Genomic DNA, 24288 nt, shown 5'->3' on the forward strand with positions numbered 1-24288 from the left:
GGTTCTTGTTGCGCCGATGAGAAGGCGTCCGCGGGGCGCTGAGGTCACGACAGGGACAAGAATGGTATCCGAGGCACCGCCCTTCTGGTGGACCAAGACCGGCTGGCAGGCGATCTGCCTCTATCCGCTCTCCTTCGCCTATGGCCGCATTTCCGGTGCCGTCATGCGCCACCGCCGCAGGCATGCCTTATCCGTCCCCGTCATCTGTGTCGGAAACTTCACCGTCGGCGGCGCCGGCAAGACGCCGACCGCGATCGCCATCGCCAGAGCCGCGAAGGCGCGGGGGCTGAAGCCTGGTTTTCTAAGCCGTGGCTACGGCGGCTCTCTCGATGTCACGACCGTCGTCGATCCGCATCATCATCGTTCGACCGCCGTCGGTGACGAGCCCTTGCTGCTCGCCCGCGAAGCGCTGACGGTTATCTCCCGTCGGCGGGTCGCCGGAGCCGAAAAGTTGGTGGCCGAGGGTGCCGATCTCATCATCATGGATGACGGTTTCCAGAGTGCGCGCCTCACGGTCGACTACGCCCTGATCGTCATCGACAGCCAGCGCGGCATCGGCAATGGCTGGGTCGTGCCCGCAGGGCCGGTCCGCGCCCCGATCGGCATCCAGATGTGGCACCTCGATGCGATCCTCAAGGTCGGCAAGGGCGATGCCGCCGACCAGTTCGTCCGCAAGGCGTCCCGCAGCGGCAAGCCGGTCCTGGTCGCCAATGTCGTGCCGAGCACTGGCTCGGAGCTTTCCGGTCAGTCAGTGCTCGCTTACGCAGGGATCGCCGACCCCAACAAGTTTTACCGGACCTTGGACGAACTCGGCGCCGTCATCGCCGATCGTCAGGATTTCCCCGATCACCATCACCTCGCCGAGGACGAGATATCCGATCTGATCAGCCGCGCCAAAAAGCAGGGGCTGCAACTCGTCACGACGGCCAAGGACAGCGTCCGCCTGTCGGGCGGTCATGGACGTTCGGAAGAGCTTCGGGAAAAATCGAGGGTCGTCGACGTCGACATGCTCTTCGACGATCCGAAGGCACCGGACCTGATCATTGACCGGGCCATTGAGGCCTTCCGCCGCAGGCGTCTCGACAAGAAGGCGTGAAGAGCTCAGCGCCGCTGGTTCGGCAGGGCGCCTGCGCGCTTTTCGGCCTCGAGCGAAGCTGCCGCATCCACATAGGCCTCTTGTCGTGCCACGCTCCAGTATTTCAGCTCATCAACCAGCACCGGTCGACCGGTGATCGCGCAGGTGACGAAGGTCCCCGGTGTCAGGATCTGGAAATCGGCATCGAGATAGCGGATCTTGGCTTCGCGGTTTCCGCCGCCTTCGAAACGGTTCATCACTCTTCTCCTGCGCCGCGTGTCACGGAACTGCAATACAGCGCCCTCCGGGCGATTGAAAGATGGCTCGCCCTAAAACCCACCATCCGGCGGCTCAGCTGCGTCCGAACAGCCGTTCGATATCAGAGAGCTTGAGCTCCACATAGGTCGGCCGCCCATGATTGCATTGGCCGGAGCCCGGCGTCTGCTCCATCTGGCGCAGAAGCGCGTTCATTTCCTCGACCCGAAGCCGCCGGCCTGATCGCACCGAACCATGGCATGCCATGGTCGCGGCGACATGTTCGAGCTTGGCCGACAGCCGGTCGGCCGTGTCCCATTCGGCAATCTCGTCGGCAAGGTCGCGCACGAGCTGCGTCGCGTCCATCTCGCCCAGCATGGCGGGCGTCTCGCGAACCGCAATTGCCCCCGGGCCGAAGCGTTCGATCGCAAGTCCCAGCTGTTCCAGGCTTTCCGCGTGTAGCATCAGCCGGTCGCAATCCTCTTCCGGCAGGTCGACGATCTCGGGGATGAGAAGCCCCTGCGAGGGAAGCCGGCGCCCCGTCAAAGCCTTGCGCATCTGCTCGAAGACCAGCCGCTCATGGGCGGCATGCTGGTCGACGATGACAAGCCCGTCATCCGTCTGCGCCACGATATAGTTGGCATGCACCTGTGCCCGGGCGGCACCCAGCGGATAGTTCGAGATCGCCTCGACAGAAGTGCTTGTAGGGGCAGGGGCAGTCACCATCGGTTCGCTGCGGGCGGTCGGCACGGAGAGGCTGTCGAATGCCGCCTGTGCCACCTCACCAAAACCGCGCGCAGCCGGTGCGGCCGCTGCCGCAAGCCCGCCGCCAAAGCTCGGCGCACCTCCATAGAGAGGCCGCGACGGCGAACTGGCCGGTGACCACGCCTGTGCCGGTTGCGGCGAGAAACCCGGACGGAAGGCGCGCAGCATGCCACCGGCCCCGGTCGTCGCTGCCCGGTCGCCCTCGCGCTGCAGCGATTGCCTGATGGCACCGACGATCAGCCCGCGCACCAGCGCCGGATCGCGGAAACGCACGTCCGATTTCGCCGGATGCACGTTGACGTCGACAAGCGCCGGATCGAGCGTCAGCGAGAGAACCGCCACCGGATAACGTCCCTGCGGGATCGTCTCGGCATAGGCGCCACGGATGGCCGACAGGATCTGCTTGTCCTGCACGGGGCGGCCGTTGACGAAGGCATATTGATGGGCGGAATTGCCCCGATTGAAAGTCGGCACACCGGCAAAGCCTGTGAGCCGCACATCCTCCCGCTCGGCATCGAGCTCGATCGCGTTGTCCTTGAAATCGGCGCCCAGTATCTGCGCAATCCGCGCCAGATGATCGTCGCCGGTGCCGGGAAATTCGAGCGTCGAGCGGTCGGTGCCTGAGAGCACGAAACGGATCGCCGGAAAGGCGATCGCCATGCGTTTGACGATCTCGGTGATCGCACCCGCTTCCGCCTTTTCCGTCTTCATGAATTTGAGCCGCGCCGGTGTCGCAAAGAACAGGTCGCGCACCTCGACCGTCGTCCCCGGATTGGCCGCCGCCGGACGAACATCCCCGACCTTGCCACCGACCACAGCGATCTCCGCGCCGCTGCCGGCACCCACCGGGCGGCTTGTGATCGTGAGCTTGGCGACCGAGCCGATCGAAGGCAGGGCCTCGCCCCGGAAACCGAGCGAGCGGATGTCGAACAGCGTCTCGTTGAGCTTCGACGTGCAATGCCGGCGAATGGCAAGCGCCAGATCCTCCGGCCCCATGCCGCAGCCATTGTCGATGACACGCAAAAGCGTCTTGCCGCCGCCAGCAGTCGCCACCTCGATCCGGGTAGCGCCGGCGTCGATCGCATTCTCGATCAATTCCTTCGCCGCGCTGGCCGGTCTTTCGATGACCTCGCCGGCGGCGATCTGGTTGATGAGCGTTTCGGAAAGCTGCTTGATGATCATCTGTCTATTTTCGCGGATTCGGGGCTGCGACGAAAGACGAAATCGCAACGGCTGAGACGATGCCCATCATTAAGTGGGCCTTAACGGAATGTCTCTAATCTGAACAATGACTTGCAATGTCTCTGAGCGCAGGTCCGCTGGCAGCGGAATGAGGACACAGCCGCGGTGTCTCTCGTGTGGGTTCCCGCCAGAAGCATGGTTCGGCATGTCTCCGTCATGGCATCAGCCCCACAAAAGTCTTGTTGCGTTCAGCAACGAGGTTCTAAGAGGCAGCAGTGTGAGCGAGTTTCCACCGGCCCCCGGCCAGGATAAGAGACGGCAGGGGCACGACAATCCGTCGGCCGAAGCTGCGCTCGACGCTGCCCTGCTGGATGCGGTGTCCGAAGCCTTCTCCTCCGCCTTCATCGTCTATGATCGCAACGATCATCTGATCTTTGCCAGCCGCAGCGCCCGCCAGTTCCTGCCGCTGCCAGCCGCCTTCTTCGCGCCCGGCACGCGCCTGAGAGATATTCTCGGCGCTGCCTATGACCTCGGCCTGCGCCAGCCGGCGAGTGGCCAGTCGGAGACAATTCTCAGTCGCGAGGAATGGCTGACCCGCCAGATCGCCGCCCACTGGAAGGAGCGCTACGAAATTCAGTCCTGCGACGACAGCAAGCGCTGGACCCGCTTCTCCAAGCGTCGTCTGCCCTCCGGTTTCGGCTTCTGCGTCATGAGCGACATCACCGAGCAGAAACGCCGGGAAGAGCAGTGGCGTGCCGATATCGAGCGCGTCCAGCTGACGGAGGAAATCCTCGACAATCTGGCCCACCCTGTTTTCGTGCAGGACCGCAACCTCCAGCTCGTGGCGGTCAACAAGGTCTTCTGTTCGGCAATTTCCGTTGGTGCGGACAACGCACTGGGCGGGACGATCGCCCCCTTGTTCGAGGCAGAGGTCGCCCAGCGGCTCACGACGGTGTCGCGCCAGGTGCTGGAAACCGGTGTCACATCCTCGCTGACCCTGACCATGCGTCTCAACGGCGATCCACCACGGCCGATCCTCGTGCATGTCCAGCGGGTCGGGACGCCCGGTCGCTATCTGGTTGTCGCAAGCCTTGGCGAAGTCGGCAGTGGTGCTGACCTGCAGTCACCTCCGGTAGACACACCTGAGACGAGGCAGGACGAGGGCGGTGGATATGCGGCAGTCGACGGACGGTTGATCGGCCGCAAGGCATTGCTCATCACCGGCGACCGCGAGTTCGAGGCGAGAGCGCTGGAGATCCTGCAGCTCCTGGGTCTCGACAGCTGCTGCGTCCGCAACGACGACGAACTCGACGCATTCCTGTCCGTCGCCCGCTCGGTGGGTGTGGTCATTGATCTTGCCATCGTCGATGTCGACCTCGACATGCAATGCCTGGAGCTGCTGCAGGCCGTCGATATCGATTACATGACGCTTGCGGAAAACGAAATCGCAACGGACCTCGCCTTTACCGTCCTCGACCGCATGACCGCCCTGCAGGCGCGACCATCTCCTGCGGACGACTGGGAAATCACCACGGAGGATGGTCCGACAGCACGGGAGCCGGCTGTGACCATGCGGCCGGCGGAGCCCGCCGCGGCGGTCCCTGTCAAGCCAACACCGCCACGCCAGCCCTCTCTGGTGCTCGTGGCCGAAGACAACGAGATCAACCAGATCGTCTTTTCGCAGATCCTCGAAGGGCTTGGCTATGCCTATCGCATCTGCGCCGACGGCGAAGCGGCGGTAAACCTCTGCTCTGAATTGAAGCCGGCCATCGTGCTCATGGATGTGACGCTGCCGGGTCTGAACGGTTTCGAGGCCGCCCGCCGCATCCGTCAGTCACCGGAGGACACATTGGTTCCGACGCCGATTATCGGTGTCCTCGCCCAGGCCTTCGACAGGGACCGCGAAGCTTGCTTCGCATCGGGCATGAACGACGTCATCCTGAAGCCGCTGAGCCCTGACGTCGTCGATCAGGCCATTCGCCGCCTCGTTCCCGATATCGCAAGACTGGCGTCCACAGCCTGATCCAGACCCCGATTTTTGGGGTGTCCTTGGTAGCCGCTTTACATGCATCGATATGATAATTTTAATGTTTTGGACCCATTCTGGGACGTGTGAAAGAACCGTACCAGGAAGCATGAATGGGTCCCGCCGGACTAGGCCCTGAGCACCAACGCCAGAGCGACCAGACGACGACAGGCTACACCGATCGCTTGACCGGCCTTGGCAATCGCCATCGGCTGGGCGACAAGGTGCGCCAGCTTGCCGCCGACCGCGCATCGGATCCTGCCCCTTTCACCGTCGGCATCGTCAATCTCGACGGCTTCAAACCGATCAACGACCTGTTCGGCCAGGCCGCGGGCGACGAGATCCTCTGCCAGGTCGCTCATCGGTTAAAGGCCTGTGTGCCGGATGGCGCGACCGTCACCCGCCACGATGGCGATGAATTCGCAATTGTTCTGCCGCTGGTCTTCGAGCGCCTTGGCGCCGAGCGTGCCGGCCAGCTGATCAAGGATGTGCTTTCCGCCCCTTACGATCTCGGCGACCGCAATGTGCGCCTTTCCGCTTCCCTCGGCTTTGCCGTCTATCCCTTTGCCGGCGAAGATTTTGAAGAACTGATGAAGAGTGCCGAGACGGCGCTTTACCGCTCCAAGCGTCGTGGCCGTGGCCAGATCACTGTCTATTCGCGCGAGATCGCCCAGGAGATGAAACAGGCGACGCAGCTCGAACAGGCGCTGCGCAACGCCATCATCAACGATACGGTCGATGTGCATTTCCAGCCGATCGTGCGCCTGCGGGACAACCGCATCGTCGGCTTCGAGGCGCTCGCCCGCTGGATCGATCCCGATCTCGGTTTCGTCTCGCCTGCCGTCTTCGTGCCGCTCGCCGAAGAGCGCGGCTTCATCGACACGCTGTCTGAAACGCTGCTACGCAAGGCAGCCGAAGCGACGCTCGCCTGGCCGCGTGATCTCTTCCTGTCCTTCAATCTCTCCTCGGTCCAGCTGATGGACCTTAGGACCTCGTTCAACACGCTCTCGATTCTGAATAGCGTCGGCTTTGACCCGCGCCGCCTTGAGATGGAAATCACCGAGACGGCCGTCATGTCCTCGGCCGATACTGCACGGCGTATCATCAAGGAATTGAAGGACGCCGGCATCCGCATTTCGCTCGACGATTTCGGCACTGGCCAGTCGAGCCTCGGGCGCTTGCGCGAATTCACCTTCGACAAGGTGAAGATCGACCGCGCCTTCGTCTCGGCCATCACCACTGACCGCACCTCGGAACACATCATCAAGGCGATCGTCAGCATGTGCGAAGGCCTCGATCTCGAGGTTGTTGCCGAAGGCATCGAGACAGATGCAGAAGCCCAGAAGCTGCGCGAACTCGGCTGCGGCATGGGGCAGGGCTATTATTTCGGCAAGCCGGTCGATGCTGCCGCCACCTTGCGTTACCTCGCCGAGAACCACCACGACTTCGCGCTCGTCGATCGCGCCTCCGCCTGATCCTCTTGTCCCTCAGGTCTGTTTCAGCAGCCAGTCGCGCACCCGTGTGGCAGCCGCGCTAAGTTCGCGCGACCGCGGCCAGACGACATGGAAGGCCTGACCGGTTCTAAGCGCATGGCCGCCGACTTCCACGAGTTGCCCCTGGTCGATCAACCGCTCGACCAGATGCTTCCAGCCGAGCGAAATGCCTTGGCCGGCGAGCACCGCCTGGATCACCAGAACATAGTCGTTGATCGCCAGTCGTCGCCCCGTTGGCCGATAGTCTATCCCGGCCGAGGCAAACCATTCCGGCCAGCTGCAGGCCTGGCGCACCGGTTCTTCCAGCCAGATCAGCCGGTGCCGGGCGATCGCTTCGGGACTGTCCGGCAAGCCGTTCGCCTCGACGAAGGCGGGGCTCGCGACGGCCGTCACGATCTCCGGCGCCAGCTCCGCCGAATGATAATGCGGCCAGTCTTGCGGATTACCACCGCGCACCCCGAGCGGAATGTCTTCCTCGTCGAGATCGAGATCCCGCACGCTGGTCTGGATCCGGAGGTCGATATCGGGCAGGTCGTCCCTGAGGGCGGAAAGTCGCGGCAGCATCCACATTGAAGCAAAGGCAGTGGAGGCCGCCAGCGTCACGTTCACCTCGCGCCCCTTCATCCTGATCTCTTCTGCCGCCCGGCCGATCCGCGATAGCCCGGCCGAGACATCGGCATGAAACCGCTCGCCAACCTCCGTCAGCCGCGCTGCCCGGTGCTGCCGCTCGAAGAGCTGCGTGCCGAGCTGTTGTTCGAGCCCACGGATGGCATAGGAGACCGCCACCTGCGACATGCCGAGCTCTTCGGCCGCCCGAGTGAAGTTCTCGTGTCGACCCGCGGCTTCGAAGATCACCAGCGCATTGGCCGAGGGGATGAGGCTGCGAAATGTAGTCATAAGTTGAGCTTATCGCATCTCCAGCAATTTTCCAGCGTCACAGCAGCTTTGGCCTGAACTAGCCTCTGAGAAAACGAGGGGAAGCGTCATGGATCAGGCACTTGCGGAAAACCCGGGCACGCGCAGGCAGCGATCGGCTCGCAGGGGTGGGGCGATCGTTTCGCCGCTCGTAGTGCCGTACATCCGACGCAACATCCCGACCTACGACATCCTGTCGGAGGAAAATCTCGAACGTATCGAAGCGGTTGCCGATCGCATCCTCGCCGAAATCGGCATCGAGTTTCGCGACGACCCGGCAGCGCTGGAGCTCTGGCGCAAGGCGGGCGCCGAGATGGATGGACTTCGCGTGCGGTTCCCCAAGGGAATGCTGCGCGAGATCCTTGCCTCGGCCCCGGCAGTCTTTACCCAGCACGCCCGCAATCCGGCCAACAATGTCGAAATCGGCGGCAATGCCGTCGTCTTCTCGCCGGCCTATGGCTCGCCCTTCGTCATGGACCTCGATAAGGGCCGCCGCTATGGCACGATCGAGGACTTCCGCAACCTGATAAAGCTTGCCCAGTCCTCGCCCTGGCTGCACCATTCCGGCGGCACGATCTGCGAACCTGTCGACGTGCCCGTCAACAAGCGCCACCTCGACATGGTCTACAGCCACATGAAATATTCCGACCGCCCTTTCATGGGCTCGGTGACGGCAGAGGACCGTGCCGAAGAATCGATCGAAATGGCCCGCATTCTCTTCGGAGCCGATTTCGTCGACCGGAACTGCGTCATCCTCGGCAATGTCAACGTCAACTCGCCGCTCGTCTGGGACGGCACGATGACCCGGGCCCTGCGTGCCTATGCCCGGGCCAACCAGGCAGCCGTCATCGTCCCCTTCATCCTCGGCGGTGCCATGGGCCCGGTCACCAATGCCGGGGCAATCGCCCAGTCGCTGGCTGAGACCATGGCCGGCTGTGCCCTGACCCAGCTGGAACGTAAGGGTGCGCCGGTCATCTTCGGCAACTTCCTCTCCTCAATGTCCCTGCGTTCGGGCTCGCCGACCTTCGGCACGCCGGAACCTGCGATCGGCTCCATGGTCATAGGCCAGCTCGCCCGGCGGCTGAAGCTGCCGCTCCGCTGTGCCGGAAACTTCTCCAATTCCAAACTGCCGGATGCCCAGGCCATGCAGGAGGGCGTCATGTCGATGCTATCAGCCGTGCATTGCGGCGCGAACTTCATCCTTCATTCGGCCGGCTTCGTCGACGGACTGCTGGCCATGTCCTACGAGAAATTCGTCATGGACACCGATTTCTGCGGCGCCCTCCATTCCTATCTCGCCGGTGTCGTGGTCGACGACAACACACTCGCCATGGATGCCTTCGAAGAGGTCGGCCCCGGCAGTCATTTCCTCGGTTCGGCTCACACCATGCGCAACTACCAGACCGCTTTCTGGGATTCGGCCCTATCGGACAACGAGCCCTTCGAAAAGTGGTCGGAAGCCGGCTCGACCGACATGGCGACGCGTGCCAATGCCCGCTGGAAAAAGACGCTCGCCGAATACGAAGCGCCGCCTTTGGACATCGCCATCGACGAAGCGCTTCTAGACTATGTGGATCGCACAAAGCGCGCCAAGCCGGACGCCTGGTATTGAACGGAATGCATGACGAATGACCGGGAACCGTGATCCCCTTCTCCAGCCTTTCCAGCTGAAGCACCTGACGCTGAAGAACCGCATCATGTCGACGGCGCATGAACCGGCCTATTCGGAAGCGGGCATGCCGACAGAGCGCTACCGGCTCTATCATGTCGAAAAGGCGAAAGGCGGCATCGCGCTCACCATGACGGCGGGCTCGGCCAGTGTGAGTCGCGACAGCCCGCCGGCCTTTGGCAATCTCTTGGCTTGGAAGGACGAGATCGTCCCGCATCTGAAGCGTCTGACCGATGACTGTCACGAGCATGGCTGCGCCGTGATGATCCAGCTCACCCATCTCGGCCGTCGTACCAATTGGAACAAGGGTGACTGGCTGCCGGTGCTGGCGCCTTCGCCGATCCGCGAGCCGGCCCACCGGCATTTTCCCAAGGAGATCGAGGACTGGGACATCGAGCGCATCGTCGAGGATTACGCGACGGCCGCCGCCCGTATGCAGGAAGCCGGCCTCGATGGGATCGAGTTTGAAGCTTACGGCCATCTGATGGACAGCTTCTGGTCGCCGGCCACCAACCGGCGCGAGGATGAGTACGGCGGCTCCCTCGACAACCGCATGCGCTTTTCCAACCTGGTGATATCAGCCGTTAGAAAAGCCGTCGGTCCGGATTTCATCGTCGGCATCCGCATGGTCGCCGATGAGGATTGGGACAAAGGTCTTTCGCGCCACGAGGGCGTCGAGATCGCGAAGCGCTTCGCAAGCTCCGGCAAGATCGATTTCCTGAACATCATCAGGGGCCATATCGAGCACGACGCGGCACTCAACAACGTCATCCCCATCCAGGGCATGGCGGCCTCGCCACATCTCGACTTCGCCGGTGATATCAGGGCGGCGACCAAGTTCCCGGTCTTCCATGCTGCCCGCATCGCCGATGTCGCAACCGCCCGCCATGCGATTGCCGAGGGAAAGCTCGACATGGTCGGCATGACCCGTGCCCATATCGCCGATCCGCACATCGTCAGAAAAATCATCGAGGGCCGCGAGCACCAGATCCGCCCCTGTGTCGGCGCGACCTATTGTCTCGACCGCATCTATGAAGGCGGCGAGGCGCTTTGCATCCACAATGCCGCGACCAGCCGCGAGGCGCTGATCCCGCATGATCTGCCAAAGGCGGAAAAGCCACGCAAGGCGGTGGTGGTTGGGGCAGGGCCGGCAGGCCTGGAAGCCGCACGCGTGCTCGCCGAGCGCGGCCATCATGTCGAGGTGCTGGAAGCGTCGAGCCGGGCTGGCGGTCAGGTGAACCTACTGACCCGCAATCCGCGCCGCAAGGAAATGGTTGGCATTGTCGATTGGCGTCTGGCGGAACTGGAGCGGCTGGGGGTGAGCATCCACTATGACACCTATGCCGGTGTCGACGACGTGCTTGGCTTCGATCCCGATCTTGTTGTCATCGCAACCGGCGGCATCGCTCAGTCGCCGGAACTGGAGGCAGGCGATGATCTCGTCATCTCCAGCTGGGACATCCTCGCCGGCAGCGTAAAGCCCGAGGGGCCGGTTCTTCTCTACGACGACAATGGCGGTCATCCCGGCATGAGTGCCGCAGAAGTCATTGCCAATGCCGGCGTCGAACTTGAAGTCGTCTCGCCGGAACGCTTCTTTGCGCCGGAGATGGGCGGCATGAACCATGTGCCCTATGCCAAGACCTTCGCTGAAAAGAATGTCCGGGTCACGATCAACACCAAGTTGGTGGGCCTTCGCCGCGATGGCAATGCTTTGCTCGCGACACTCGGCTCGGATTTCTCGGATGTGCGGGTGGAGCGACGCGTCGCCCAAGTGGTCGTGGAGCACGGCACCATGGCCAATGCCGATCTCTATCTGGACCTCAAGCCGCTTTCACGCAATCGCGGCGCCGTCGACTATTCCGCGCTAATCGCGAGACGCGATCCACTGCCGCTCAAGGATGAGGCCGCCAGCTTCGACCTTCTGCGCATCGGTGACGCCATCGAAAGCCGCAACATCCACGCTGCCGTCTACGATGCCCTGCGCTTTTGCAGCCTTCTGTAGCGCATAGCAAAAGACGGCGCCGAAGCGCCGCCCCTTAGGACCTTAACACGTCCCACGTTCCAGGATTAGTTGTCCGTCGACGAGGTGGTGGTGCCGTCGGTCGGAGCCATTGTGCCCGTGTTACCAGCGTCGGCAGCCTGGTCAGACAGAGTACGGAACTCCGGCGCGTTGCGCAGGCTGTCAGCCGTTTCCGTGGTGGTCAGGCGAACTTCTGCGTCAGCGACAGCCTCGGTGGTAGTCGTCGTCGTGGCTGCATCGCCCGTGCCGGTCATGGTCGCATCATCCATTTCGCGGCTGATGGTGATCTTGTCGAACGGGATGGCGACGTTCTTCTGGCCAATGCCGAGGAAGCCACCCACGCCGACAACTGCGGCGACGATGCCACCGTCTTCCTGCACGAGCAGGTCGTTGATGTCACCGATCGACTGGTTGTCGGAGGTGTAGATCGGCTGGCCCATGAAATCGTTGACCGAGATCTGGTTTTCAGCCTGTTCCGTCAGATAAGTGGCCGAGCCGGCAGCGTCAGCGGGAGCCTGGGCAGTGGTGCCCATCGTGCCGTCCGTCGAAGCGCCCGGGGTGACCGGAGCAGGCGTCGTGGTGGTGCCGTCCATAGTGGCCGGCGGCGTCGTCGTTGCACCCGGAGTTGCGTCCTGAGCGACGGCAAACGGGGCCATTGCGGTGGAACCGAGCAGCATGGCTGCGGCGAGGGTCTTGAGAGACTTGTTCATGGTGGACCTACCTTTCCTCTGAGATGGTCTGCGACTGACACTGCCCTTGCTGAAGTGCTGGGCGGCGTCGGTTCGAGAGGAAAATGTCCGGCGGCCTAGATCGTTCCGCTGGCGAAGTCCTGAATATTTTGAGGGGGTTGCGGGAACAAATTACGCCGATCGCAGTTTGCGGGGCCGCTTCAGGCCCCGCCCCTCAGAGCCAGACACTCAGAGTTTGAACCGCGGCTCGGTCTTGCCCTTGACGCTCACGCCGAGATCGAAGGTGACGCCTGCGAGCGGGTCTTTGGACCGTTCCGCATCTGTGAGTCCCTCCCAGCAGGAGGTCACGGCGAGGCGATCGAGATTGACGCCATAGAATGCCGGGCAGGTCGGCCGGCGCATCGGGGCTGCGTAGCGAGCGATATGGCGACCGTCAGGCGCGTAGCGATCCACCGCGCCGCCGTCCCAGTTGGCATTCCAGATCGTGCCTTCGAGATCGACGACCGATCCGTCAATGACGCCCTCGCGCTGAGACTGATCGATGAAGACAGTCGGAGCGGCAGTGGGCAGACCGGTCGCCGAATCGAGCTCGACCCGCATCATGTGGTTGACCTTCGAATCGTTGAAGTAGCCGACAGACCCATCCGGCGAGAAGCAGATACCGTTCGGAATGCTGACTGCGTCAAAGAGCTTGGTCACGGTTGTCCCGGACACATGATAGATGGCGCCGGCACCGGTCTCCGCTGTACGGCTCATCGTGCCGATCCACAGGGCGCCGCTCGGATGGACGCGGCCGTCATTCGAGCGGTTCTGCGGCTTGTCCTCGATATTTCCATAAAGGGAGAGGGTGCCGCTCATCGTGTCGCGCAGGAAGAGCCCCTGGTCGGAAGCGATAAGCTGCCGCGTCTCATCGACGATAGCGAGCACGCTGCCGAGGAAGGGCAGGGCATGTCTGGTCAGACGGCCGCCGGCAACATCGAGTTCGCACAGCGTCTTGCCGAGGATGTCGAACCAGAACAGCGCGCCGGTCGTCGGATCGTAAGTCGGACCCTCTCCCAGTTCCATACGCTCTTCGGTTAGCGTCCTGCCGGTGAAGCTCTCTGTCGCGATCACGCTCATCCTCCTTGTCGATTTCGTCTATCTCTGCCGTGCGACTAAGGTCGCAAACAGGGGTTTACGGTAAAATTTATGGGGTATCTGGACCCTCGGCGCTTTACAAGTCTATGCTCCGGCAACCCAAGGGAACAGATTCGGTTTTGGTATCGCCTTTGGGGGGCCTTCAAGCATTCTTATCGCAAGGTCTCTGACACGGGAGCACGCGAGATCAAAGGATCGGCTGAAGCCAGGTTTCGCCACGCCTTCGATCCGCAGCCAATGGCAGGTGTTTTAGCAGTTGACGTATACGTCTTGGACAATCTCCTCGATAATCACGACCGGTGACCCGGTATGGACGGGTGTGTGATGACGAACCAGGACATGGCAGCCGCCGAGCGCGTCGAGGGTCTGATCACCGACGTCAAAGGTTTCAAGACCCAGTTCGACGTCTTCCGTTTTATGAAGCGTGTGACGGAGCTTTACGGCGCCCGTGCCTTTATGGTGCTGAATATGCCGGGCGCGACGGCGCAGGAACTCGGCAGCAGCTCGATCATCACCAACTGGCCTTCCGATCTCCTGACTGAGTTCGATCAGATTTCCCTGTTGTCGGGCAGTCCTGTGCTGGCGCATCTGCGCCGCTCGTCCGTCCCCCTGCGTTTCGACATCGATGACGTGGCACTGCAGCGTGATCCTCGATCCGGCGAGGTCTCGAAGGCGCTGTTTACCCGCTTCCGCATGAACCGCGGATCCTATTTCCCCGTCCATGATGCAACGGGTGCCCGAGGGGCCGTCTCCTTCATCGGCGACCGCGACCCCTTCAACACGCTTGAGATGATGGAACTCGCCTATATCGCGACGCATGTCTTCAATCGCCTCGCTGAAATCCGCGAGATGGACAGCCGCAACAGTGACATGCTGACCGAACGGGAACTCGACTGCCTCAACTGGACGGCGGCCGGAAAGACCAGCGTTGAGATCGCGGAAATCTTGACGCTCTCGGAGCACACGATCAACCACTACCTGAACCGCGCGACGAAGAAGCTGGACGCGGTCAACCGCACCCAGGCCGTCGCCAAGGCCCTCCGGCTCGGCTTGATCAAGTAAGAGTAAACGCTGGTGCATTTTTGTGCGCCACCCACCACGTCAGCCTAGTTTCCCGGCACAATTCCGATCTGGTGAGGCACATAACGCCTTTGCAGCCACATTTCCCGCCCTTTGAAAACTGGCACGCTTTCTGCATTGCTAGTGCCAGTCCAGAGGGGACGTTGCACGACACCCGTTAACGGGTGCAGCCTGACAAGCCGCCGCGGGGGGTGCTCTCCGCAGGCGGCTTGTCTGTTTTGGCCGCAATGGTCGCAGCCACGATCCGTATTTGCTGTTGGCGAATGTCTCCTGCTCCCTTATCTGATTTCGCAGACGTGAAAGACGTAAGTGGAAAGAAGATTGAAATGGCCGAACTGTCGCGTGATCGGGTGATTGAGGCGCTGAAGGGGATCCGCGGACCGGATCTCGATGGCAACATTGTCGACCTTGGCATGGTATCGGATGTCTTCATCTCCGACGGCAAGGTCTACTTCTCCATTAATGTGCCTGCCGAGCGCGCCCAGGAACTGGAGCCACTGCGCCAGGCTGCCGAGCGAACAGTGAAGGCTCTGCCCGGTGTGAGCGGTGCGGTGGTCAGCCTGACAGCCGAGCGCAAACAGGGCGCCACCCCGCCGCCGCGCCCGCAGCCTGCAGCCCCCGCCCACAACCACGCCCACAGTCATGGCCCGGCGCAGAGCGGACCACAGCGCACGAAGGCTGGAGTCCCTGGCATCGAAGCCATCATCGCGGTCGCCTCCGGCAAGGGTGGCGTCGGCAAGTCGACCACGGCCGTCAACCTGGCCCTGGCGATGAAGGCGAACGGCCTGCGTGTCGGCATTCTTGACGCCGATGTCTACGGTCCTTCCATGCCGCGCCTTCTCGGCATTACCGGGCGCCCGCAGCAGATCGAGAACCGCATCATCGTGCCGATGGAGAATTACGGCATCAAGGTTATGTCGATGGGCTTCCTCGTCGATGAAGGGACCGCGATGATCTGGCGCGGCCCGATGGTCCAGTCCGCCCTGATGCAGATGCTGCGCGAAGTCGCCTGGGGCGATCTCGACGTGCTGGTCGTCGACATGCCGCCGGGCACCGGTGATGCGCAGCTGACCATGGCCCAGCAGGTGCCGCTGTCGGGGGCGGTCATTGTCTCCACCCCGCAGGACCTTGCCCTTATCGATGCGCGCAAGGGCCTGAACATGTTCAACAAGGTCGAAGTGCCCGTGCTCGGCATCGTCGAGAACATGAGCTACTTCATCGCGCCGGATACGGGCAATCGCTACGACATCTTCGGTCATGGTGGCGCGAGGGCCGAGGCCGAGAAGATCGGCGTGCCCTTCCTCGGCGAAGTGCCGCTCACCATCTCGATCCGCGAGACCTCGGATGCCGGAACGCCTGTTGTGGTGAGTGAGCCCGACGGGCCGCAGGCGAAGATCTACCGCGACATCGCGACCAAGGCCTGGGAACAGGTCAAGGCTCGATCGGGTCGCGCAGCGCCGGCGATCGTCTTCGAATGATCGCCGCTTGAAGGGGGCTTCGGCCGGCATCGCGCCTTCTTGAAGCGTGCGCCGGCTGCATTGCTGTGCTGCAACAATTGCTTTGGCGTTCCATCCGGGACTATGATTGGTTCCGGATCCAAACCGCGCGGCGTGCCATGAAGGTGACCAGTCCTTGATACGGGCCTATCGACGAGACGGAAGTGCCGAAATCATCGGCGCCGAGCCTCAAGCCAGCAATTTCCCCGATGACATCATCTGGATCGACCTGATCAAGCCGAGCCGCGACGAGGAGCACTTCGTCGAGAGCCGGATCGGCATTCCACTTCCGACACCGGAAGAGCTGAAGGACATCGAACCGTCCAGCCGGCTGTATGTCGAGCACGATGCGATCTACATGACGGCCTCGCTGCTCTACAGAGCCGATTCCAGCTATCCGTTGCTCACCGACGTCGCTTTCATTCTCCATCGCGGACGCCTGATCACCATCCGCTATGCCGAGCCCAAGGCCTTCGAACTCTTCAGTGCGAGCCTCCTGCGCCTGAACGGACAGTGCGACACCGGCGCGAAACTGCTCGGCCATCTCTTGGAGACGATTGTCGACCGGACCGCCGAGATCCTGGAAACGCTGGCTTCACGCCTCGATGCGCTCTCGATCACGGTCTTCGTCAATCGCAAGGCCGCCAAGCGCCGTCCGCCGCGCTTCCTGGAAGACAAGCTGCTCGATATCGCCAGCCATCATCAGCTTGTAGGCAAGGTGCGTGATAGCCTCGTCTCCTTGTCTCGCCTGGTTCTATTCCTGCAGTCGCAGCCGGCGGTGCGCCGGGAGGAAGATGCCGCCGAACTCTGCGGCCTGGTTGTCCGCGACCTTCAATCCCTTGGCGAGCACGCGGCTTTTGTCGCCAACAACATCACCTTCATGCTTGATGCCTCGCTCGGCCTCATCAATGTCGAGCAGAATGCCATCATCAAGATCTTCTCGATCGCCTCGGTGGTCTTTCTGCCGCCGACCCTTGTCGCGTCGATCTACGGCATGAATTTTGAAGTCATGCCCGAACTCGCATGGAACTTCGGATACCCCATGGCGCTTTTTGCCATGCTGCTCTCCGCCATCATCCCCTTCTTGTTTTTCCGTTGGAAAGGCTGGCTCTGACGAGCCTGGTATCCCATGCCACAACTCGATCACCAGCCCGCGGCTGGTCCGAAGGATGCACGCAGTCTTTTTCTTCTAGCCCTCGGTTCGGTCGGTGTCGTCTACGGCGACATCGGCACCAGCCCGCTTTATGCCTTCCGCGAGGCCCTGAAGCCGATCGGTGTCGACGGCATCACCCGCGTCGAAATCATCGGCCTTATCTCGCTGATGATCTGGTCGCTGACGATCATCGTCACGCTCAAATATGTCCTCTTTCTGCTGCGTGCTGACAATGACGGCGAAGGCGGCACCCTGTCGCTTCTGGCGCTGCTCTCTAAGTCGGCAAACGGTCACGGCCCGGTCCTGATGGTGCTGGGCCTGATTGGCGCCGCACTCTTCCTCGGCGATTCCATGATCACGCCGGCGCTCTCGGTCTTGTCGGCCGTCGAGGGCTTGAAGCTCGTTGCGCCGGATATGTCCGATTACATCGTGCCGATTTCGCTTGCGATCCTGATTGGCCTTTTCGCGGTCCAGTCACGCGGTACGGCAGCCGTCGCCCGTTACTTCGGGCCGATCACGGCGCTCTGGTTCATCGTCATGGCAGCTGGCGGCATTATTCATATCTTTGATGACATCGGCATCTTTGCCGCCTTCAATCCATGGTATGCGGCAAGCTTCCTGCTGCACGAAGGCTTTCTCGGCATTGTTGTCCTCGGCGCCGTCTTCCTCACCGTCACGGGTGCGGAAGCGCTCTATGCCGACCTTGGACATTTCGGCCGCAAGCCGATCCAGCTTGCCTGGTTCGCGCTCGTCTTTCCGGCGCTCGTGCTGAATTATCTGGGGCAGGGGGCGCTGGTCCTCAGCGATCCCTCCACGGCCTCGGATCCCTTCTTCCTGATGTTTCCATCCTGGGCGCTGCTGCCGATCGTCATCCTCGCGACCTTCGCCACCATCATCGCCAGTCAGGCCGTGATCACCGGCGCGTTTTCGCTGGTTCGCCAGGCGATACACCTCGGCTTCCTGCCGCGCATGCAGATCCTGTTCACGTCCGAAACCCAGAGCGGCCAGATCTATCTGCCCTCGGTCAACACACTTCTGCTCGTCGGCGTGCTCTCGCTGGTTCTTCTCTTCGAAAGCTCGGAGGCGCTCGCCACCGCCTACGGCATCTCGGTAACCGGTGCCATGGTGGTGACGACCGTCATGGCTTTCGAATTCGTTCGCAAGAGATGGAACTGGAGCCTGGCGCTCGCAGCCGCGGTGCTGACCCCGTTACTCCTTCTCGAATTGGTCTTCCTCGGCGCGAACCTTCTGAAGATCCATGATGGCGGCTACATACCGGTCCTCTTCGCCGCAGCCTTCACCGTGGTCATGTGGACCTGGCGCCGCGGCACGGCGATCCTCTTCCAGAAGACCCGCCGCGACGATGTCCCGCTTGAAGCCTTCATCGCCATGATCGAGAAGAAGGGCGAACACGGCCCGACCTGCGTCGCCGGCACGGCCATCTTCCTGACCAGCGACCCGACCTGTGCGCCGGCCGCCTTGATGCACAATCTGAAGCACAACCATGTCATCCACGAGCGCAACATCATCCTGACGATCCGCACACTTGGACGCCCCCGGATCGCCGAGGTGGATCGGTTTGCGGTCGAGGAATTGTCCGAACGTTTCTCGCGGGTCGAGATCCGCTTCGGTTTCATGGAAACGCAGAACGTCTCCAAGACGCTGGCGAGCCTCCGCCGTGGCGGGTTGAAGTTCGACATCATGTCGACCTCCTTCTATCTCGGCCGTCGCAAGCTGGTCGCCGGCCAGGGCATGGGCATGCCCCACTGGCAGGACCGGCTTTACATCGCGCTTGCGGAGGCAGCGGCCGACCCGTCCGACTATTTTCGCCTGCCGGCAAACCGCGTGATCGAACTCGGATCACACGTCATCATCTGACCGGCCCAACATACCTCCATGAGCTTCAGGACCGTCGGCATGCCCGGCGGTCCTGCCATTTTTGCCCTGCTGCTCCCAAAGCTGTGATCGCGCATTAACCAAGCATCAAGGTTAACGAGAGATATTCCTCTAATGTAATCCTGTTTGGGTTCGAAGCGTCGGACCCGTGTCAGCGTGTGTTGGAGTGTGGCCTTGCGTCCCAAGTTTCGTCCTTCGAAGAAGGTCCTCTCCCGACTGGAGAACTGGACCTCTCCCCTGGTCTTCGGCCTTGCGTCGTGGCTGATCTTCCCCACCGTCGCCGCTCAGGCCGATATGGCGGGCCTTCTGACCGGTCTCGACCGCGGTGCCAGCAATTGGCGCATGGTGATGACGTCGACGCCGGCCGGCTCGATCCACGAAGCCAGTCTCGCCTTCTCGGAAGGGGAGGCGTCCGAGGCGCTGTCCGGTGGTGCTGGCTTGATCCTGCCCGACGGTCGCCGCATCGCTTTCGATGGCGGCAAGGCCGATCCTGATTCCTTGCCGGACGAAATGCGTGTCACCCGCGACCAGAAGAAGGGCCGGGTCATGGCCGTCGAGCCCATGCTGCCGCCGCGCGCCTTCTCGGCCGGATCTATCTTGCAGCGGACGAGCTCGCTTATGGAGCCGGAGCTCAAGACACCGTCCGTCTTTGCCCGCGAGGAAGACAAGTCCAAGCCCGTCGAACTCGCAAGCTTCTATTTCAAGCGCGAAAAGCCGGTCGCCGATCCCTCACTGTCGCCGATGATTGCAGATCTCGTGACCAATTCCGTGCCTGATGTGCTGGCGACTGCCTATGCGCCACCGGCCCCGGACTATGCGAGCGTTTCGCCCTTCGACAGCATCCTGACCGACAAGCAGCAAGACCAGGGCCGTTTCATCCCCGATATCGATCCCGAGGATCACGCCTGGGCCGCGACGCCGCTGCCGGCGGCCGTCTTTTCCGACAAGGAACAGAAGTGCCTGGCGGAAGGCATCTATTTTGAAGCCCGTGGCGAATCGGTGAAGGGCCAGGCGGCCGTCGCCCAGGTCATCCTCAACCGGGTGCGCAATCCGCATTATCCCGACACGATCTGCGGAGTGGTCTATCAGAACGAAAATTGGCGCAACCGCTGCCAGTTCTCCTTCGCCTGCGATCGTATCCCCGACATCGTCACGTCTCCGCGCCACTGGAAGATTGCCAAGGAGATTGCCATGGCCGTCACTGCCGGCAAGATCTGGTTCAAGGATGTCGGCTCCGCCACCCACTACCACGCGACCTATGTGAAGCCCGCCTGGGGCCCGACGATGAAGCGCGTGGACAAGATCGGCAAGCACATCTTCTATCGCACCTATGGCGGCGGCTGGAGCTGAAAACCCTTCAGCGCTGCCTGTCGAGCCAGTTCGACAGCAGCGGCACGACCAGGAATGACAAGGCATAGGTGAGTGGCACCGTGACGAAGATGTAAAGCATCGGCGTCAGATTGCCTTCCGGGCCGAAGGCGAATGCTGCCTGCACGCCGATCATCCAGCCGAGGATGACACTGATCAGGATGCGGACTAGAAAGCGCGTCATCTCTTCCCCCCGGGCAGGACGTCTCCCAGGAGCCTCCCATGTCCGTCCCCGTTCCGCAATCGTCACGCATGCCCGCCCTGAGCCTGCAATCAACCGACCCACACGTCTCCGTGAATGTGGCAGATTCTGGTCCATGGTTGCGACGGATTGACCGGATTTGTCGTCCGTCATCTGCGACGATTCTGCATCTTGGACTTAAGTCTATGATTTTTCGGGGTTAATTTGTGGTGAAACTTGGTGCTGTCACGCCTTGACTATGCAGGGGCTCAAAATTATGGTGCGCCCGACTTCAAAGCGGGCCAGAAGGGTTTCTATCTCGCCGTTTCTGCATTCAATTCGGGCGCATAAACGGCGCTTGAGACAGGCGACGGTCGGAGAAAGCCATGACGGACCACCGGGAAGAAGATCTGGAAGAGCGCCGCAGACGGCTGACCACGGAACTCGCTGAGCGGGACGCCAAGGTCAAGGACGACGAGCGAGCCGAGATCAATGCCGACCAGACCCGTAAGGGATATGGTATGGCAATGAAGATCTCGAGCGAATTCATCTCCGCCATCATTGTCGGTGCCCTCCTGGGTTATCTTTTCGACTACTTTGTGGGCACGGGGCCGTGGGGCATGATCGTCATGCTTATGATCGGTTTCTGCGCCGGCGTGTTGAACGTCATGCGCGTCGTCGGGGTCGTGGCATCGCCACATCCTGCGGATCGCAGACTGGACTTGGACGACAAGGGCAACGGTCGCTGACGCGCCGGCCCGGAAACGAGAATGACCGCTTCGGCGGCGAAAGCGAAAGAGCAGAACGTGGCAAACGATCCCACTTCCCAGTTCCTTGTGAAGCCGATTGTACCGATCGAAATCGGCGGGATTGATTTTTCGTTCACCAACGCATCCCTGTTCATGGTGGCAACCGTTGCCGCTGCGTCGGGCTTCCTCTACTTCTCGACAGCCAATCGCGGCCTGATCCCGACGCGCATGCAGTCGGTCGCCGAAATGGCCTATGAGTTCATTGCCTCCATGCTGCGCGAAGGTGCTGGCGCCAAGGGCATGCACTTCTTCCCGATGGTGTTCTCGCTGTTCATGTTCGTCCTGACGGCAAACCTGCTCGGCATGTTCCCCTACTTCTTCACGATCACCAGCCAGATCATCGTGACCTTCGCGCTGGCCCTGTTTGTGATCCTGACGGTCCTGATCTACGGCTTCTACAAGCACGGACTGCACTTCCTCTCGATCTTCGCGCCGTCTGGCGTGCCGGTGGCCCTGTTGCCGCTGGTGTCTGCAATCGAGGTCGTGTCCTTCCTGTCGCGTCCGATCAGCCTTTCCGTCCGTCTTTTCGCCAACATGCTGGCCGGTCACATCACGCTGAAGGTCTTCGCAGGCTTCGTCGTGTCGATGAGTGCTGCCGGTGCCGTCGGCGTCGCAGGCTCCATCCTGCCTCTCATCATGACGGTCGCCATGACCGCTCTCGAATTTCTCGTTGCCTTCCTGCAGGCTTACGTCTTCGCGGTACTGACTTGCATGTACCTGAACGACGCCGTGCACGGTGGTCACTGAGAATAAAGTCGCTGGCCCCGGTGTCCCGGGTGTCAAAAACAGCCGCAACAACCCATTCGAAGGAGTATCCATATGGAAGCGGAAGCAGCAAAGTACATCGGCGCGGGTCTCGCATGCCTCGGCATGGCTGGTACGTCCCTCGCTCTCGGCCGTATCTTCGGTGACTACCTGACCGGCGCACTGCGCAACCCGTCTGCTGCTGACAGCCAGTTCGGCCGTCTGGTATTCGGCTTCGCCGTTACGGAAGCTCTGGGCATCTTCTCGCTGCTCATCGCTCTCCTTCTCCTGTTCGCCGTCTAATAACGGCTGGAGTTTGAGATCACGGCGCGCCGACAAGGCAGCCGTGATCTCGCGCATTTGAGCATACACCTGGAGGTGAGCATGTTTGTGACCCCCGCCTTTGCCCAGGAAACCCCGGCAGAAGGCCAGCTTCACACAGAGACCGGCGTGGCCCACGACGAGGCTCATGGCGGCGGCGTGTTCCCGCCGTTCGATTTTTCGACCTATCCGTCGCAGCTTCTGTGGCTGGTGATCACGTTCAGCGTGTTCTACATGCTCATGCAGAAGGTCATCGTTCCGCGCCTTGGCGGCATTCTTGAGAACCGCCACGACCGCATCGCTCAGGATCTCGACGAGGCTGCTCGTCTGAAGTCCGAAGCCGATGCCGCCATCGAAACCTACGAGCGCGAGCTGACCGCGGCCAAGGCGAAAGCCGGCCAGATCGCTTCTGCCGCTCGTGACGCATCCAAGGCCAAGGCCGATGCGGAGCGTGCTGCGATTGAGACGGAACTCTCCGCCAAGATCGCCGCTGCCGAAAGCCGCATTGCCGATATCAAGGCGCGCGCTTTCGCGGAAGTCGACACGATCGCCATCGACACCGTTGGCACGATCGTTGAAGAACTGATCGGCGCCAAGTCGACCGCAGCCGACATCAAGGCCGCCGTCTCCGGCGTCGCCAAGCAGGGAGCGTAAGCATCATGGACGCTTCATTTTTCGCACTCGTTGCCCTCGTTCTCTTCTTCGTCCTGCTCGCCTACCTGAAGGTACCGGGCATGATGGGCAAGGCTCTCGACGAGCGCGCCGACAAGATCCGTGACGAACTGGCCGAGGCCAAGCGTCTGCGCGAAGAGGCCCAGCACCTGCTGGCCGAGTACCAGCGCAAGCGCAAGGAAGCCGAAGCCGAGGCTGCAGCCATTGTGGCTGCCGCCGAGCGCGAAGCGGCTGCCCTGACCGCGGAAGCCAAGCAGAAGACCGAAGAGTTCGTTGCACGCCGCAACGCGCTTTCCGAGCAGAAGATCAAGCAGGCCGAGACTGAAGCCGTGAACGCCGTTCGCGCCGCAGCCGTCGACCTGGCGATTGCCGCTGCCGAGAAGGTTCTGGCTAAGAAGTCTGACGAAGCCGTGCAGCAGACGCTGTTCAAGGCCTCCGTCGGTGAAGTGAAGTCGCGCCTGAATTAAGGCCGGCCGACTGCCGACATCATCTTCATTCTGACGCCCCGATCGGTCTCCGCTCGGGGCGTTTTCTTGTTCGGCTGAGGGCCGTCGAGTGAAGCAGCGTGACCTTTGATCGGCTGTGCCTCGCCGACGCACATGCGCGGGCAAGATCGTGGCTAAGCGCGGACAAGGATTTTAGAGATTTTCGTCCGCTGGCGCTGCGATTTTCAACGGCCGGAAGCTCATCCGATGCAAGGGGCAGGGGCCGTGCGTCGCGATGGCGCTGCGGTGGCGATCCGTGCCGTATCCGGCATGGACCTCGAAACCATAGCCGGGATAGACGAGACCTGCCCTCACCATCATGCGGTCCCGCATCACCTTGGCGATGATAGAGGCGGCGGCGATAGAGACCGATCGCGCATCGCCCTTCACGACGGCCTCGCCGGCGCAAACCAGGCCGGGGGGAACATCTCGGCCATCGGCCAGCACATGCCGGGCCTCGTGGTCGAGACCGGCGACGGCCCGGCGCATGGCATCGAGGCTCGCCTTGCGGATATCGATGAGATCGATGCGCTTAGGCGAAGAGGACGCAATCGAAACTGTCGCCTCGGCCAAGATATGCTCATAGAGCACGTCGCGCTGGGCGGCGGAGAGCTTCTTGGAATCGTTCAGCCCATCAGGGATCCGCTTCGGATCGAGGATCACGGCTGCGGCGACCACAGGGCCCGCCAGAGGACCGCGGCCGGCCTCATCCGTCCCGGCCACCGGCCAAAGGCCTTGACGCTTGGCGCGGCTCTCCAGCGAGAAATCCGGGACAAGCGGCATGTCTGGAAAGAGGCCAGGAGAATCGGGTGGCGTGCGACGTTTCATGCGGCAGAAATCGCACGCGCACCCGACCT

22 protein-coding genes are annotated in these 24288 nt (G+C 62.0%); 15 read left to right on the top strand and 7 right to left on the bottom strand.

What is annotated here, in order from left to right; translation table 11 throughout:
- Positions 1 to 61 precede the first annotated feature (61 nt).
- Positions 62 to 1096: a tetraacyldisaccharide 4'-kinase gene (gene lpxK / locus D4A92_RS11595; RefSeq protein ID WP_203013212.1), complete on the top strand. Its 1035-nt coding sequence runs from the start codon at positions 62 to 64 to the stop codon at positions 1094 to 1096.
- Between the two features lie 5 nt (positions 1097 to 1101).
- Here lpxK and D4A92_RS11600 read toward each other — a convergent pair whose 3' ends face one another.
- Together D4A92_RS11600 and mutL are read right to left on the bottom strand one after the other, a co-directional pair.
- On the bottom strand, positions 1102 to 1332 hold the full coding sequence (locus D4A92_RS11600; RefSeq protein WP_006726618.1) for a DUF2093 domain-containing protein: 231 nt from the start codon (positions 1330 to 1332) through the stop codon (positions 1102 to 1104).
- 94 nt (positions 1333 to 1426) lie between these two features.
- Complete coding sequence (gene mutL, locus D4A92_RS11605) at positions 1427 to 3277, bottom strand: DNA mismatch repair endonuclease MutL (RefSeq protein ID WP_203013214.1); 1851 nt, start codon at positions 3275 to 3277, stop codon at positions 1427 to 1429.
- Positions 3278 to 3554: 277 nt separating this feature from the next.
- Between mutL and D4A92_RS11610 the strand changes: the two genes are divergently transcribed.
- Together D4A92_RS11610 and D4A92_RS11615 are read left to right on the top strand one after the other, a co-directional pair.
- A complete protein-coding gene (locus D4A92_RS11610) occupies positions 3555 to 5300 on the top strand; it encodes a response regulator (protein ID WP_203013217.1) in 1746 nt (581 codons plus the stop codon).
- A gap of 116 nt (positions 5301 to 5416) precedes the next feature.
- Positions 5417 to 6778: a putative bifunctional diguanylate cyclase/phosphodiesterase gene (locus tag D4A92_RS11615; RefSeq protein WP_203013220.1), complete on the top strand. Its 1362-nt coding sequence runs from the start codon at positions 5417 to 5419 to the stop codon at positions 6776 to 6778.
- A gap of 12 nt (positions 6779 to 6790) precedes the next feature.
- On the opposite strand, the gene D4A92_RS11620 is transcribed toward D4A92_RS11615, so the two are convergent.
- Complete coding sequence (locus D4A92_RS11620) at positions 6791 to 7693, bottom strand: LysR substrate-binding domain-containing protein (protein ID WP_203013222.1); 903 nt, start codon at positions 7691 to 7693, stop codon at positions 6791 to 6793.
- Between the two features lie 88 nt (positions 7694 to 7781).
- Between D4A92_RS11620 and D4A92_RS11625 the strand changes: the two genes are divergently transcribed.
- Both D4A92_RS11625 and D4A92_RS11630 read left to right on the top strand, forming a co-directional pair.
- The gene (locus tag D4A92_RS11625; protein WP_203013223.1) at positions 7782 to 9323 is read left to right on the top strand and encodes a trimethylamine methyltransferase family protein; all 1542 of its coding nucleotides are present in this window, start codon (positions 7782 to 7784) and stop codon (positions 9321 to 9323) included.
- Between the two features lie 16 nt (positions 9324 to 9339).
- Positions 9340 to 11382: an NADH:flavin oxidoreductase gene (locus tag D4A92_RS11630; protein ID WP_203013225.1), complete on the top strand. Its 2043-nt coding sequence runs from the start codon at positions 9340 to 9342 to the stop codon at positions 11380 to 11382.
- A 65-nt stretch (positions 11383 to 11447) separates the two neighbouring features.
- Here the strand turns inward: D4A92_RS11630 and D4A92_RS11635 are convergent, their stop codons facing one another.
- On the bottom strand, positions 11448 to 12110 hold the full coding sequence (locus D4A92_RS11635) for a PRC-barrel domain-containing protein (RefSeq protein ID WP_203013227.1): 663 nt from the start codon (positions 12108 to 12110) through the stop codon (positions 11448 to 11450).
- Positions 12111 to 12317: 207 nt separating this feature from the next.
- Positions 12318 to 13208, bottom strand: a complete 891-nt coding sequence (locus D4A92_RS11640; protein ID WP_203013229.1) for an SMP-30/gluconolactonase/LRE family protein — start codon at positions 13206 to 13208, stop codon at positions 12318 to 12320.
- A gap of 342 nt (positions 13209 to 13550) precedes the next feature.
- Here D4A92_RS11640 and D4A92_RS11645 point away from each other — a divergent pair, with 342 nt between their 5' ends.
- From D4A92_RS11645 to D4A92_RS11665, 5 genes are all read left to right on the top strand, one after another.
- On the top strand, positions 13551 to 14288 hold the full coding sequence (locus D4A92_RS11645) for a helix-turn-helix transcriptional regulator (RefSeq protein ID WP_203013230.1): 738 nt from the start codon (positions 13551 to 13553) through the stop codon (positions 14286 to 14288).
- A 344-nt stretch (positions 14289 to 14632) separates the two neighbouring features.
- Positions 14633 to 15784 (top strand): iron-sulfur cluster carrier protein ApbC, encoded by a 1152-nt coding sequence (gene apbC / locus D4A92_RS11650; protein WP_203013232.1) that lies wholly within the window; start codon positions 14633 to 14635, stop codon positions 15782 to 15784.
- 154 nt (positions 15785 to 15938) lie between these two features.
- Positions 15939 to 16916, top strand: coding sequence for a magnesium transporter CorA family protein (locus D4A92_RS11655; protein WP_203013235.1), 978 nt, complete (start codon positions 15939 to 15941; stop codon positions 16914 to 16916).
- A 15-nt stretch (positions 16917 to 16931) separates the two neighbouring features.
- A complete protein-coding gene (locus D4A92_RS11660) occupies positions 16932 to 18833 on the top strand; it encodes a potassium transporter Kup (protein WP_203013238.1) in 1902 nt (633 codons plus the stop codon).
- A gap of 192 nt (positions 18834 to 19025) precedes the next feature.
- A complete protein-coding gene (locus tag D4A92_RS11665; protein ID WP_203013242.1) occupies positions 19026 to 20201 on the top strand; it encodes a cell wall hydrolase in 1176 nt (391 codons plus the stop codon).
- Positions 20202 to 20208: 7 nt separating this feature from the next.
- Here the strand turns inward: D4A92_RS11665 and D4A92_RS11670 are convergent, their stop codons facing one another.
- On the bottom strand, positions 20209 to 20403 hold the full coding sequence (locus tag D4A92_RS11670; RefSeq protein ID WP_203013245.1) for a hypothetical protein: 195 nt from the start codon (positions 20401 to 20403) through the stop codon (positions 20209 to 20211).
- A 383-nt stretch (positions 20404 to 20786) separates the two neighbouring features.
- Between D4A92_RS11670 and D4A92_RS11675 the strand changes: the two genes are divergently transcribed.
- The 5 genes from D4A92_RS11675 (at position 20787) to D4A92_RS11695 (ending at position 23413) form a co-directional block, all read left to right on the top strand.
- Entirely contained in the window at positions 20787 to 21149 is a 363-nt protein-coding gene (locus tag D4A92_RS11675; RefSeq protein WP_006726633.1) for an AtpZ/AtpI family protein, read from the top strand.
- A 57-nt stretch (positions 21150 to 21206) separates the two neighbouring features.
- A complete protein-coding gene (locus tag D4A92_RS11680; RefSeq protein ID WP_203019927.1) occupies positions 21207 to 21956 on the top strand; it encodes a F0F1 ATP synthase subunit A in 750 nt (249 codons plus the stop codon).
- A gap of 72 nt (positions 21957 to 22028) precedes the next feature.
- On the top strand, positions 22029 to 22256 hold the full coding sequence (locus D4A92_RS11685) for a F0F1 ATP synthase subunit C (protein WP_006726635.1): 228 nt from the start codon (positions 22029 to 22031) through the stop codon (positions 22254 to 22256).
- An 81-nt stretch (positions 22257 to 22337) separates the two neighbouring features.
- Positions 22338 to 22928, top strand: a complete 591-nt coding sequence (locus tag D4A92_RS11690; protein WP_203013247.1) for a F0F1 ATP synthase subunit B — start codon at positions 22338 to 22340, stop codon at positions 22926 to 22928.
- A gap of 5 nt (positions 22929 to 22933) precedes the next feature.
- Positions 22934 to 23413 carry a F0F1 ATP synthase subunit B gene (locus D4A92_RS11695; RefSeq protein WP_203013249.1) on the top strand — a complete coding sequence of 160 codons (480 nt, stop codon included), beginning with the start codon at positions 22934 to 22936 and terminating at the stop codon, positions 23411 to 23413.
- A gap of 171 nt (positions 23414 to 23584) precedes the next feature.
- Here the strand turns inward: D4A92_RS11695 and D4A92_RS11700 are convergent, their stop codons facing one another.
- Positions 23585 to 24259, bottom strand: a complete 675-nt coding sequence (locus D4A92_RS11700; protein ID WP_203013251.1) for a ribonuclease HII — start codon at positions 24257 to 24259, stop codon at positions 23585 to 23587.
- Positions 24260 to 24288: the final 29 nt, after the last annotated feature.

Origin of the sequence: Rhizobium rosettiformans, from assembly GCF_016806065.1 — a bacterium.
In the GTDB taxonomy this organism is placed as follows: domain Bacteria; phylum Pseudomonadota; class Alphaproteobacteria; order Rhizobiales; family Rhizobiaceae; genus Allorhizobium.